The organism is Pseudomonas saudimassiliensis (assembly GCF_000939975.1).
In the GTDB taxonomy this organism is placed as follows: Bacteria; Pseudomonadota; Gammaproteobacteria; order Pseudomonadales; family Pseudomonadaceae; genus Halopseudomonas; species Halopseudomonas saudimassiliensis.
Genome location: NZ_LK391969.1, coordinates 772483 through 785216, shown reverse-complemented (window position 1 = coordinate 785216; position 12734 = coordinate 772483). Strand labels below are relative to the sequence as shown.

General features: G+C 61.1%; 12 protein-coding genes, 1 tRNA gene and 1 pseudogene. 6 read left to right on the top strand and 8 right to left on the bottom strand.

Translation table 11 applies throughout. The features are described from left to right. The first annotated feature begins 80 nt into the window (after window positions 1–80). A complete protein-coding gene (locus VG99_RS03780; RefSeq protein ID WP_044498389.1) occupies window positions 81–800 on the top strand; it encodes an AzlC family ABC transporter permease in 720 nt (239 codons plus the stop codon). Continuing rightward, window positions 797–1123: an AzlD domain-containing protein gene (locus VG99_RS03775; protein ID WP_044498388.1), complete on the top strand. Its 327-nt coding sequence runs from the start codon at window positions 797–799 to the stop codon at window positions 1121–1123. Before VG99_RS03780 ends, VG99_RS03775 begins: the two co-directional genes overlap by 4 nt. Here VG99_RS03775 and VG99_RS03770 read toward each other — a convergent pair. Further along, the gene (locus VG99_RS03770; RefSeq protein WP_158023877.1) at window positions 1114–2328 is read right to left on the bottom strand and encodes an MFS transporter; all 1215 of its coding nucleotides are present in this window, start codon (window positions 2326–2328) and stop codon (window positions 1114–1116) included. The two genes, VG99_RS03775 and VG99_RS03770, sit on opposite strands and share 10 nt — an antisense overlap. Before the next feature lie 210 nt (window positions 2329–2538). Here VG99_RS03770 and VG99_RS03760 point away from each other — a divergent pair, with 210 nt between their 5' ends. Continuing rightward, window positions 2539–3642: an AI-2E family transporter gene (locus tag VG99_RS03760; RefSeq protein WP_044498385.1), complete on the top strand. Its 1104-nt coding sequence runs from the start codon at window positions 2539–2541 to the stop codon at window positions 3640–3642. A gap of 22 nt (window positions 3643–3664) precedes the next feature. On the opposite strand, the gene VG99_RS03755 is transcribed toward VG99_RS03760, so the two are convergent. Then, entirely contained in the window at window positions 3665–4723 is a 1059-nt protein-coding gene (locus tag VG99_RS03755) for a metal-dependent hydrolase (protein WP_044498384.1), read from the bottom strand. Beyond that, window positions 4723–5412, bottom strand: coding sequence for a crotonase/enoyl-CoA hydratase family protein (locus VG99_RS03750; protein ID WP_044498383.1), 690 nt, complete (start codon window positions 5410–5412; stop codon window positions 4723–4725). Before VG99_RS03750 ends, VG99_RS03755 begins: the two co-directional genes overlap by 1 nt. Before the next feature lie 153 nt (window positions 5413–5565). On the opposite strand from VG99_RS03750, the gene VG99_RS03745 reads away from it, so the two are divergent. Together VG99_RS03745 and VG99_RS03740 are read left to right on the top strand one after the other, a co-directional pair. Continuing rightward, a tRNA-Ser gene (locus VG99_RS03745) sits at window positions 5566–5656 on the top strand. Window positions 5657–5832: 176 nt separating this feature from the next. Then, a complete protein-coding gene (locus VG99_RS03740; protein WP_044498382.1) occupies window positions 5833–6204 on the top strand; it encodes a globin in 372 nt (123 codons plus the stop codon). Window positions 6205–6284: 80 nt separating this feature from the next. Here the strand turns inward: VG99_RS03740 and VG99_RS03735 are convergent, their stop codons facing one another. The 3 genes from VG99_RS03735 to VG99_RS03725 all read right to left on the bottom strand — a co-directional run bounded on the left by VG99_RS03735 (window position 6285) and on the right by VG99_RS03725 (window position 9250). Next, a complete protein-coding gene (locus VG99_RS03735) occupies window positions 6285–7313 on the bottom strand; it encodes a methionine synthase (protein ID WP_044498381.1) in 1029 nt (342 codons plus the stop codon). 23 nt (window positions 7314–7336) lie between these two features. Further along, window positions 7337–8320 (bottom strand): DUF1852 domain-containing protein, encoded by a 984-nt coding sequence (locus VG99_RS03730; RefSeq protein WP_044498380.1) that lies wholly within the window; start codon window positions 8318–8320, stop codon window positions 7337–7339. A 312-nt stretch (window positions 8321–8632) separates the two neighbouring features. Then, complete coding sequence (locus VG99_RS03725; protein WP_204216686.1) at window positions 8633–9250, bottom strand: DUF3010 family protein; 618 nt, start codon at window positions 9248–9250, stop codon at window positions 8633–8635. 14 nt (window positions 9251–9264) lie between these two features. Here VG99_RS03725 and VG99_RS03720 point away from each other — a divergent pair. Next, window positions 9265–10122, top strand: a pseudogene (locus VG99_RS03720) (restriction endonuclease). Here the strand turns inward: VG99_RS03720 and VG99_RS03715 are convergent. Further along, window positions 10089–10787 carry a lysoplasmalogenase gene (locus VG99_RS03715; protein WP_044498378.1) on the bottom strand — a complete coding sequence of 233 codons (699 nt, stop codon included), beginning with the start codon at window positions 10785–10787 and terminating at the stop codon, window positions 10089–10091. The pseudogene VG99_RS03720 and the gene VG99_RS03715 sit on opposite strands and share 34 nt — an antisense overlap. A 187-nt stretch (window positions 10788–10974) precedes the next feature. Further along, the gene (locus VG99_RS03710; protein WP_204216685.1) at window positions 10975–12384 is read right to left on the bottom strand and encodes a spinster family MFS transporter; all 1410 of its coding nucleotides are present in this window, start codon (window positions 12382–12384) and stop codon (window positions 10975–10977) included. Between the last annotated feature and the right edge of the window lie 350 nt (window positions 12385–12734).

Below are 12734 nucleotides of genomic sequence, written 5' to 3'. Positions count from 1 at the left end.
CGCTGGCAACTTGCTAGAATTGGCGCTGGTCGGTCATGCACCGACCAGCGCTTCCCCTTCATGAACCAATAGAGAATCTGATGTCCGCTTCCAGGGAGTTCCTGCTGGGTATGCGGGACACCGTCCCCATGCTTGTCGGCACCTTGCCGTTCGGTATTGTCTTCGGCACCCTTGCCGTGTCCTCCGGCCTGTCGATCACCGCGACGTTGGCCATGTCTGCCCTGGTGTTCGCTGGCTCGGCCCAGTTTGTCGCCGCGAGCCTGGTGGCCTCCGGCGCCGGGCTGGTGGTGATCCTGCTGACCACCCTGATCGTCAACCTGCGCCATGCCCTGTACAGCGCCAGCCTGCTGCCCCACGTCCGGCATCTGCCGCAGCGCTGGCGGATACCGCTGGCCTTCTGGCTGACCGACGAGAGTTTTGCCGTGGTGCATCGTCACTACCTGCTCGGCCAGGGGCCGCTGGAGCACAAGCACTGGTATTTCCTGGGCTCGTGCCTGGCGATGTACAGCCTCTGGTTCGTTTGTACCCTGGTCGGCGTACTGCTCGGCCAGGCGCTGCCGGGGCTGGGGGACTGGGGGTTGGATTTTGCCATGGTCGCGACCTTCATCGGCATCGTGGTGCCGCTGCTGCGCAACCGGCCGATGATAGTCGCGGCGCTGGTGGCGGGCGCCACCGCGGTGCTGGCCCACGGGCTGCCGTTCCAGCTGGGGCTGATGCTGGCAGCCCTGGCGGGCGTCGTGGCTGGGGTCTGGGCTGAAGGGGCCAAAGGGCGCCGCGACTCACTGCCGGAGGCACCATGAGCAGCTTCGAGATCAGCCTGATTCTGGGGATGGCGGTGATCACCTTCGCCATCCGCTACACCCTGTTCGCGGTGGGCCACCGGGTGCGTTTCAACCCGCTGGTGGCGCGCGCTCTGACCTATGTGCCGGTTGCGGTGCTGACGGCCATCGTGGTGCCCATCATGCTCATGCCCGACGGAGAGGGGCTACAGCTGTCGCTGGATAATGCCTACCTCGCCGGCGGGGTGGTCGCCATTATCATCGCCGCGCGCTGGCGCAACCTGCTTGCGACCATTGCCGGCGGCATGCTGTGCTTCTTCTGCTGGCGCTATCTCTACGGCTGAACCCGGCGGCGCATGAACATGATGCCCAGGGCCGCGCAGCAGATCAGCGCGACGAAGCCCAGGGTGCTGTTCACCAGGCCGATCTGGTCACTGGCAAAGCCAATGCTCAGGACGATGGTCGCCATGGTCAGGTAAGCCACCAGGAAAAACGCCGAATTCATCGCGCCGCGCTCGGACGGCGGCGCGGACCGGGCGATGGTCACGGTAGCGATCACGCCGATAGTGCCCGCCGCTATACCGGTCATGACCGTCGCGCCAATGAACAGCCAGACGGAGGCCTGCCACACCGCACCGCCCAGGGCAATCAGGCCCAAGATCAACAGCACGGGGCCGGCCATCAGCAGGCGATTCAGCGGCTGACGCTGGGCCGCGAACTGACTCAACCCCGCAACCAATTGCCAGGCGGCCGCAAACAGCCCCGCCAGCGCCAGGTCACTGACGCCGATCAGCTCCCGCGCCAGGGTCGGGCCCAGCGCCGAATACAGGCTCCCGGTGGACCAGGCCAGGGAAATGGCCGCGGCAGCAAAGGTGAAGGTGCCCAATAGCGCACGGGGCACCCTGACCGGCGTCGGTCGCCAGGCGCGCCAGCGGAAGTCTTGCTGGCGCTGGCCTAGGTGGGCCGGCCAGGGCGCCCGTGCGAGCATGACCAGGGTGATGAGGCAGAGGGCGATGGCCACCAGAAACGACCAGACGGTGCCGTGGTCGGTCCAGCGCAAGGTCATCGAGCTGACTGTCGGGCCGGTGGCCGCGCCAAGGGTGAAGGCGAGTGCCGACAGGGTGGCGCCGCGGGTCCAGTTGCCGTTGGGTTCCAGCTCGACCACTGCGGCGGTGGCGGCGCCGGTTACCAGGCCGGTGCCGATGCCGGTCAGCAGGCGCGCCGCCGCCAGGTGGTAGATATCCGCCGCCAGCATGAAGATGACCGAGCCGACCATGATGAACAGCAAGCCCGGTATCAGCATCTGGCGACGGCCCAACTGATCCGACAGCGAGCCCATGGTCAGCAGGGTGATGACCACACCCAGTACGTAGATCGAGAAGACCGCCGTCAATGCCGTGGCAGAGAATCCCCAGGCCTGTTGCCAGGCGGCATACAGGGGGGTCGGCATATGGCTGGTGAGGATGGTGGTAAACAATGCCAGCATGCAGGCAGCCATGGGCAGGGTATTGCTGCTTTTCAGAGCGGGGGATGCCACCGGGCTGTGCATTGATAAAGTCTCGCTAGCGGAAAACCGCACCATTATTACAGACGCAGCGATAGTATGGGCGCCACAGTCGGTATCAAGGGGGCTTATGCAGTTGCATGTGGATCACAGCTTGTAAAAGTAAAGCCGCTGCCGCTGAGCCCGCTGCTGCTATGATGACGGGGCGGTTACGCGAGAATGACCCCGGGCATTACCGGACCACAAAGGGAGCTTATGAGTACAACGCCACCCCCATCCATCATGCCGTCCAACTCGGCGGCCCGCTGGCTACTACTGCTGGTGATCATTGCCGGTATCTATTTCTTCCACGGCTTCATCGTCCCCGTTCTCGCCGCCTTGATCATCGCTTTTGCCACCTGGCCGTTGTATCAGCGTCTGATACGGCTGTGTGGCGGTAGTCGCGCGCTGGCCGCGGCCATCGCCATTCTGCTTATTCTGGGCGTGCTTATCGTGCCCCTGACCATGGCGTTCACCTTCGCCCTGGAGGAAGCCCAGAGCTGGGTAGCCTGGTTGGTGGAAGCCAACCGCGAGGGCACCGATGTGCCCGGCTGGATCGGCGCCTTACCCTTGGTAGGCACCTGGCTGGCGGAGCAGTGGGACGAATACCTGAACCATCCCCATGCGATCAGCGAGATCATCCAGATGGCGAGCGGTCAGCACCTGGGCAACATCTCCCGCATCGTCATGACCATGGGGAGCAAGGCGTTCTCTCTGGCGCTGGCGCTGCTGTTCATGCTGATCACGCTGTTCTTCCTCTACCGTGACGGGCATCTGCTGGTGCGGCAGGTGGATCGGGTCGGGGAGGAGGTGCTCCCGGCCCGCTGGCAGCGCTTCTCCCGCATGGTGCCAGCTACCGTCACCGCCACGGTCATCGGCATGGGGCTGATCGCCATTGGTGAAGGCATCATCCTCGGGATCGCCTACTGGATCGCCGGCGTGCCGTCGCCGGTGGCACTGGGGCTGATCACCGGGGTGATGGCGCTGATCCCCGGCGGCGCGCCGCTGGCGTTCACCCTGGTATCGCTGTATCTGGTGGGTAGCGGCAACACCGTGGCGGGTGTGGGGCTGTTCATCTGGGGCTCGGTGGAGCTGTTCATCGTGGACAAGACCATTCGCCCATCGCTGGTCGGTGGGCCGATCAAACTGCCGTTCCTGCTGACCTTCTTCGGCCTGATCGGTGGGGTAACCACCATGGGGCTGGTCGGTTTGTTCATCGGCCCGGTGCTGATGGCGTTGTTGCTGGCCATCTGGCGGGAATGGGTGCACGAAGAGGATACCGCCACCGCACTGATTACCCAGTACCAGCAGCGAAACTAGGGGAATCGATTCCGCCGCCCCGTCAGGGCGCGGCGGGCGACTCTGCCAGCGGTGCCGCCAACCGTGCCAGGGACAGCGGATAACCTTCGTCCAATGCGCGCCGCTGCAGCGCCTTGAGATCTTCGAGGTCGGCGTCCGGGGTAGGCCACAGCTCCGCGTGCTCGATCAATTGCACACCGGCGGGCCCGACCCGGGCCAGGGCGAAACGGAAGGGGTGATACCCGGTCATGCCGAGGCGCAGATCAGTGACCACCCACTGGTTGTCGATCAGGTCATAGCGCAGCACGTCCTGGGTAAACCAGCGCAGCCGTTGATGCTGCGGCGACTGCTCCAGCACCGGTTGGGCGGCACTGGCATGGCGCGGCAGGCGTTCCAGCTGCAGTGGTTGGCGATCGAACCAACCGGTCAACCCCTCGTAATAGTCATCCCCCGCCACGGCGACCACGCGCCACAACACCGTATTGAATGGAGTAGGGGAGGTAAAGGTCGCCTCGGCCTGGATGCCCTCGGCGGCCAGCGCCTGTGCCAATCGGTGCTCGGCCATCTGCTTGCCCGCCAGGGTGCTGGCCAGATAGACACTGCTCAGTGCCAGGGCGGCGTATTGTAGGCGCCAGCCGGCCTGTCGTTTGAAGCCCAACATCAGGGCGCCGACCACTGCCAGCAACAGCGGCAGGGTATACAGCGGGTCGATGATGAAGATGCTCGAGATCGCCACCGGTGGGGTGGGCAGCGGCCAGAACAGCTGGGTGCCATAGGTCGTGAAGGCATCCAGCAGCACATGGGTAGTCAGGATCAGCCAGATGCACAGCCACAGCCGGGTGCCGCTGTAGTGCGGGTGTGGCCGCCAGCGGCGCACCAGCCAGGCTAGCACCACGCTGAGCACCCCGAGCACCAGCAACGAATGGCTGAAACCCCGGTGGTAGGTCATGTCGGCAACGGCATCGCCGTAGTCCAGCACCACATCCATATCGGGCACCGTGCCCAGCATCGCGCCATAAAGCAGTGCTTTGCGGCCCTGCCAGCGTCCGAGCAGGGCGCCCTGGAGTGAGGCGCCCAACACCGCCTGGGTAATGGAATCCATCAGAGATTGTGCAGCTTGTCTTCTTCGATGGACTCATCCAGCAGCTCAAGCAGTGCCTTACGGCTCTTGCGCTTGGTATTACGGTGGGCAGTCATGTTCAGCTTGGCCAGTTGCGCCGCCATCGCCATGGCTTCGCTTTCCAGCGCCTCGGCGGGTACTACCCGATCCAGAAAGCCCGCGGTAACCGCATCTTCTGGCGAGAACAGTTCGGCGTTGATCACCGAACGGGTGAAGGCGCTGTTGGTCAGGCGTGCCCGGGCCAGTTCGATACCCACATGGTGCATGGTCATGCCGATGGCCACTTCATTGAGGCCGATCTTGAACGGGCCCTGCACACCGATGCGGTAATCTGCTGATAGCAGCAGGAAGGCGCCCTTGGCAATCGCGTGCCCGGTGCACATGGCTACGACCGGGAAGGGGTGCGCCAGCAGCCGGCGGGAAAGCGTCGAGCCGATCGCAACCAGCCCCTTGGCCGCCTCCGGGCTTGAGGTCATGACCTTGAGGTCATAGCCGCCGGAAAAGATGCCTTCCTTCCCCTTGATGACTACCACGGCCCGATCCTGCTCGGCCCGGTCCAGCGCAGCATTGAACGCCTCGAACAGCTCGGGGGAGAGGGCATTGGCCTTGCCATTGTCGAGACTCAACAGGGCAACACCGTCGGAAAAACTGTAGGAAACCAGCTCGCTCATCCAGGAACCTCATCAATTGTAATTAGCCAGGCCAGGGCGCAGTGTACCAAGATGAAGATGACTGGCGAGTCTGCAAATTAGGGTTTGCCAAACCGCTCTGTTTTGGGTACATTAGCGCGCCTCGGAACAGGGGAAACCCAGTGACGAGATTGCGGAGAGGTGTCCGAGTGGCTGAAGGAGCACGCCTGGAAAGTGTGTATACGTTAATAGCGTATCGAGGGTTCGAATCCCTCCCTCTCCGCCAGACAAAACGAAAAGGCCCAGCTGAAAAGCTGGGCCTTTTTCGTTTGCGCGGTGCCGCGGCAGGTGAGAACCCTAATGGTTCGACCGAAGCCTGCCACGCAGACGCTGGCACTTACCCAGATGGAACGCACTTAATGTACAAAATAAGGGAACCCCGTGAGACCTGACGAACTGGTAATGCAGAGCTATGGACGCTGCTGTGCCTCCGCCGCCTTCTTCGATGATTTCTACCGCACCTTTCTCGCCTCATCGGCGGAGGTGCGCGCCAAGTTCGAACGCACCGACATGCCGGCGCAGAAGCTGTTGTTGCGCCAGGGCATCCTGAACCTGGTGCTGTACGCACGCGGGCTGCCACCCACCAAGCTGCAGGCGCTCGCGGCGTCGCATTCGCGCGACAAGCTGAACATCGAGCCGCATCTGTACGATTACTGGCTCGATGCCCTGCTGGCGACCATCGCCACCCATGATGCTGCCTTCGACAAGGAAATAGACGATGCCTGGCGGGGTATCTTGCGCAAGGGTATCGAGGTTATCCAGGCGGGGTATTGACGCTCGGGTGCTTTCAGGCGCCCCCGCGGCGCGGCGCCCGGCCGCCCCTGGCGAGGCGATTCCGGCGCGTTACCGCAGCATCAGCCCAGCAGTTCCCGCCGGACGATATCCGCGCCGGCAGCCAATGCGTTTAGCTTGCCCCTCGCTACCTGGCGGGGCAGGGGCGCCATGCCACAGTTGGTACAAGGGCAGAGCTTGTCGGCGTCCACGAACTGCAGCGCCTTACGTAGGGTATCGGCCACCTGCTCGGGTGTTTCGATGACGTTGGTCGCCACATCAATGGCGCCGACCATCACCTTCTTGCCGCGCACCAGTTCCAACAGCTCCATCGGCACACGGGAGTTCTGGCATTCCAGTGAAATGATGTCGATGTTGGAGGCCTGCAGCTTGGGGAAGATTTCCTCGTACTGCCGCCACTCCGAGCCCAGCGTCTTCTTCCAGTCAGTGTTGGCCTTGATGCCATAGCCGTAGCAGATGTGCACGGCCGTTTCGCACTTCAGGCCCTCGATGGCGCGCTCCAGGGTAGCGATCCCCCAATCGTTGACCTCGTCAAAGAACACGTTGAAGGCGGGTTCATCAAACTGGATGATATCCACGCCAGCGGCCTCCAGCTCTCGGGCCTCCTGGTTGAGAATCCCGGCGAACTCCCAGGCCAGCTTTTCCCGGCTCTTGTAATGGGCGTCATACAACGTGTCGATCATGGTCATGGGGCCAGGCAGGGCCCATTTGATGGGCTGGTCGGTCTGCCGCCGCAGCAACTTGGCGTCTTCCACAAACACCGGCTTCTGGCGGCTGACAGCCCCGGTAACCGTCGGCACGCTCGCGTCGTAACGGTCACGAATCCGGACCGTCTCGCGTTTCGCAAAATCCACCCCATCCAGGTGCTCGATAAAGGTGGTGACGAAGTGCTGGCGTGACTGCTCGCCGTCACTCACGATATCGATGCCGGCCTGTTGTTGCTCATGTAATGACAAACTCAGGGCGTCCTGTTTGCCTTCGATCAGTTCATCGCCCTGCAACTTCCAGTCTGACCAGAGTGTTTCCGGCTGGGCCAGCCAGGAGGGTTTGGGCAAGCTGCCCGCTGTTGAAGTGGGTAACAACTTTTTCATCATTAATGCCTTATTTCAATCAGTTAAAGAGCGTAATTGGCGGACCATTGTTCGAGAAAGTTCCGGTAGGGTTTGATAAAAGTTTCCTCAACTAATCGGCCCTGCTCGCGAGCCAGTCGGCTGCGCTCTTCCCGGTCATACACAATACGCGTCAGCGAATAATCCTGGTTGTTCAGACTCGGCTGGTAGCACTTGCCTGCCGCCGAGTTCGCGTTGTAGATTTCCGGCCGGTAGATCTTCTGGAAGGTGTCCATGGTGCTGATCGTGCTGACAAGTTCCAGGTGCGTGTAATCAACCAGCAAGTCACCGGAAAAATAGAAGGCCAGGGGCGCGACGCTATTGAGAGGCATGAAATAACGAACCTGCAATCCCATCTTCCTGAAATAGTCATCGGTCAGGGAATATTCATCCTGCTGGTACTCAACGCCCAGTACCGGATGCTCATTGCCGGTGCGATGGTACACCTTGGTGTTGGACACGCTCAGGCAGATCACCGGCGCCTTGGTGAAATGCTCTTTGTAGGTCTTTGATTCCACAAACGATTTGAACAGCTTCCCATGCAGATCGCCGAAGTTGTCCGGCACGCTGAATTCAGCCCGGTTCTGGTTATGCTCATGCAGCAGAACGCTGAAGTCGTAGTCACGCACATAGGAAGAAAAGTTGTTCCCGACAATACCATCGATCACCTTGCCGGTTTTCTGATCGACAATCTGTGTCTTCAACACTTCAATAAGAGGAATGCCGGGTCCGCCGATCTGAGCATCAGCGTCCAGTTCCACGGAAATGATCTCAAGCTCGACGGCATAGCGATCGCTGTGCGGGTTATCCCAGTGCGCCAGGGTATTGAAGCGATTGTTAATCATGGTCAAGGTGTTGCGCAGGTTTTCCTGGCGATTCTCTCCCCGGGCCAGGTTCGCGAAGTTAGTGGTGATTCGCGTATTGCCGGAGGGGCGATAGTGTTCGTCGAAGCGAGTACGCTTGATGGTGAATGTCAATTCTGTGTTCATGGTAAACCTGATGCCTTGGTCTTTAGATAAAGCTGGAGTTTTTTAGTGTCGCGATTACGCCGGCTTTAGTGCTGAATAATGTTGGGTATTATCTTTTTGCCTGGCTGTATCTTAGGTCGCGAGACTGAAAGACGGTAATGAATTGATTTCACGGCATCTTTAGGGAAATTAATGATGTGATGTATAGCGGGTTGCAAAGTTGGGGCGGCAGATGCGAACAGGGGGCAGGGCTGAGGCGGGGCTGGCGGCAGCTTGGGTAGGAAGGGCAGTTGGGGGCGTCGCCCAGCTGTGAAGCTGGGCTCTCTGGCAGGGTCAGTCCAGGTAATGGCCCGCATAGGCGGTAGTGAATGCCGCCTCCTGGAACTGCTTCAGCCCGGTCTCCGCAAAGGGCACCGGCAACGGGTTATCAGCCAAGATGGCCTTGATCTGGGATGCCGAGACCAGCGCGACCTCGATACCCGGCTCGGTAATCAGCTGGATCGCAGCTTCCAGCTTGAAGCTGATTGCGCCGCCGGCAAATTTCCCTTTCTGCAGCCGCTCCTTGATAACGACTTTGTTCACCTTGTAATCCTTGAGAAACTGCACCAGATCAGCCTGAAAACGCTGCAAATCGGCGCGGGTCGGGTCCTTCTTCAAGGTGAGCTTACGGATGCGCGCATCCGGCAGGTTGAACAGCCCCTGATCCTTGTGAAGCAGGCATACCACGGCATCGCTGCCAGTCAATTCGATACCACAAATCCGCATACTCATACTCCGCTGCCGGCGGCAGCACTCGCTGATAGAAACATTGGAAGGCGACTCGGTCAGCCCGCCGTAGTGACCATTCTCGGTTAAAAAGCCGACAGGTGCACCCGGCAAGTGAACAAGGACCGACTTTACCAGCGTGGATGAAAAGGGGTACCGTGCTGGGCAGCGATAGATTTTGGTCAAGCAGGAGTCCATGGATGGCCCGACGCAGAAGTACGCCCTTTGAAGACCTCGTAACGATACTGGCCCGGCTCCCCTGGTGGGCTTGCCTCGCCATAGCCCTGGCGAGCTGGCTCTTCTTCAAATCGATAGCCGGTAGCCCGATCCAGACACCCAGTACCGTCACACCAGATGATCTGGGCGGGCTGGTAGCCGGGCAAATGCTCCGCTCCTTAGCCCTCGGTCTGCAGTAGGTAATTCCCTTTGCCTGTGTGTTAGCCGCCATCGGCTCGGTGGTCACCCGTGCCCGCCGCAGAAAACTCCTGTCCGACGTACAGGCCGCCACCCAATCCGGCCAAGCCATCGACGGACTCAGCTGGCGCCAGTTCGAACAACTGGTCGGGGAAGCCTTCCGCCGTCAGGGCTACAGCATCAACGAAACCGGCGGCAATGGCCCGGACGGCGGTGTGGACCTGATCTTGCGCAAGGATGGTGAAAAGCATCTGGTGCAGTGCAAACACTGGCGCGCTCTGAAAGTCGGCGTTGCGGTTATCCGTGAGTTCTTCGGCGCCATGGCAGTGGAGGGCGCCGCGGGTGGATTTGTTGTTACCTCGGGGCGGTTCACCAAGGAGGCCCAGGACTTTGCGTCTGGCCGTAATATTCGGTTGATCGACGGGCCCATCCTCAAACGGTGGATAGCCCAGCACAAAGCTCAGCAGGGAAAACCCGCTCCCGCACCGACCACACTCGTTACACGCGAGCAACCACGCGCACCGAGCTGCCCGCAGTGCAATGCCCCAATGACCAAACGCACCGCCAAGCGCGGTGCGAACGCCGGCAATGTGTTCTGGGGCTGCACGGGTTACCCCAGATGCCGGGCCATAGTAAGTATCTGAAAGGGATGGGCGGATAAACCATTGGGCCCTCCCCGCAACCCCACCACCCCCGCCGCAATCAACACCTGCCCCGTAAAATAAATCGTCACAATCACCGGCACCGCATACGCAAACGGCATCGCAAACTTGTTCACGCCAATTAGCGAGTCTGCTATCACAAACAGCATCGCTCCCAGCCACAGCAGCCCGGGTTTTTCTTCTACCCGGCAGGCCATGATGGCCATGGCGTAGAGGCACAGCAGGTAAATGGCGACGGGTATCTGGTAGGCGCCGGAGGCGGGTACCAGCCAGAGGGCGAGCAGCAGGCTGTAGAGGGTGACGGGGAGCATGCGCCAGCGTAGCCAGGGTTTGCCTTTGGCCATGAGAGCGAAGGCGGCGATGAGGGCGAGCTGGTTGACCAGAAAGGAGCACAGCGCCTGGATGAACAGGCCGTCGCGGTCACCGTAGTCGAGGAAGAAGTCGCCGCCGGCGGCTCCGATAAAGGCCACGCCCAGTAGTATGCCGGTGATGCCAGGCCAGGCGCGCCAGGCGAGCACGGCAAATATGAGCATGGGGATGGGTTTGAGTAGCCAGCTCAGTGGGTAGGGCTTGAGGGGCAGCAGGGCGAGGTAGATCAGCCCCAGGGCTACGGCCACGGCAAAGGCGCGGCGCTCGATGGCGGTCATGCGGTACTCCTGACGTTGTTATTGTTTTGCCAGCATGCTCGCGTTTCGGGTGCGGGCCGTCAAGTGCGGGTGTCTGGCTGGCTGATCGTCTCGCCCAAGCCAGTACAATCCGCGGACAGCGTTGCTGGAAGTCGCGCAAAAAAAGAGGGCGCTATGCGCCCTCCGAATACTGATTTGCGGTGGCCGGTTATTTCCCCTCTCTGTCCACCATGTCCTTGCCCAGTCGGGTCCAGGTCAACAGGAAGCACAGAGCGCTGGCGCCGTACAGGCAGGCCATGATGACCATGGAGGTTTGCAGGCTTTGTGCGTAGACCTGTCCACAAACGCCCTGCAGGTTCTCGGCCAGTTGACCGATGACGGCGGGGTGACACTGATTACGCGTGAGTTCGCCAGCCGCAACCCCGAGGTCGGCGACGCCGGAATTGAAGAAGATGTCGGAGATGGCGCCAATGAACAGCGGGCCGAAGCCGTAGCCAAGCAGGTTGACGAGCAGCAGCATCACTGCCGTGGCCATGGCGCGCACACGCATGCTGACCACACCCTGGCCGATCGTGTATTGAGCGGCCAGGTAGCCGTACTTCACAAAGCCGCCGATGATCAGGCCGATTGCAGCATAGAGCAGATTGTTGGTGGTGAAGGCGAAGATATAGAAGGGAATCGACAGTGCCAGGCCTATCGCCGGTACCCAGGCGATAGCGCCGGGGTGCTTTTTGTAGATCCTGGTCGCTAGCCAACCGGTGGCGAAGGTGCCAACGGCGGCGGACAGGGCAACCGGCGTGTTGATCCAGATCGCAGCCTGGCCGGCGGTAATTTCATAGGTGCGCACCAGGAAGAGCGACTGGAACGAGGAGATACCGTAACCGCAGAACGCGGCAATGGTGGCGCCGGCGGTCATCAGCCAGAAAGCAGGCTTGCCCGCCAGCTCGTGGATAGCCTCGCGCAGGCTGGCTCGTTCTTTTTTCGTGGCTTCCGGCGGATCGGTGTAGCCCCGCGGCGGCTCTTTGACCGTGAACTTGAAGATCAGGGCGACCAGCAAGCCCGGCAAACCGACGACGAAGAAGGCGGTGCGCCAGTCGAACATGTCGGTAACCCAGCCGCCGACGAGGTTGGCGACCATGGTGCCGAGCGTTACGCCCATGGCGTAGAAGCCCAGTGCCTGGGACCGTTCACGCGGGATGAAATAGTCCGCGATCAGGGAGTTGGCTGGCGGCGTACAGCCGGCCTCGCCAATACCCACGCCGACGCGACACATCAGCAGAATCCAGAACGCACCTATGGTGACCGAACCGATGGTGACTTCCGTCGCCAGGCCGCAAAGCGCTGTCATCAAGGACCACAGGGCCACGCAGACGGTCATGATCCACACGCGGTTGGCGACGTCGGCAAAGCGCGCCAGCGGGATGCCCACGGCGGTGTAGAGCAAGGCGAAACCGAAGCCGGTGAGAAGGCCGAACTGGGTGTCGGTAATGCCGAGGTCCGGCACCAGATCGGGGCCGACGACCGCTAGCAGGGCGCGGTCGACGAAATTCAGGATGTAAATGAATGTCAGCGCAAAGAGCACGTAGTTGCGGTACGCCTTGGAGCCGTAGCCGGCCAAGTGGCCTTGGGCTCCCCCCTCTCTGGTAGTGATGGCTCTCATGGAGAATACGCCTTCTAGGTCTGTTGTTATAAGTCGATGCGGGCTGTAATCGCACGCCGATATTACCCACTCCGGGCGGTGTCTGCCTGGCCCCAAGGCGGTTGAAAGCCCTATCCGACTAGACGACCTTTGTCACTATATCGGCATAGTGGGGTAGGGTGGCGCGCAGAATTGTTGCGTTTTGTCGCGAGTAATATTCAGTCGCGAGCGACTGCCAAGGCTCAGACTTGATAGTCACCGTGACGCGTAACATAGCAGCGTAGCAGCGGGACGGCTTGGCATGGTCGAGCCAAACAGCCTTTTTGAAT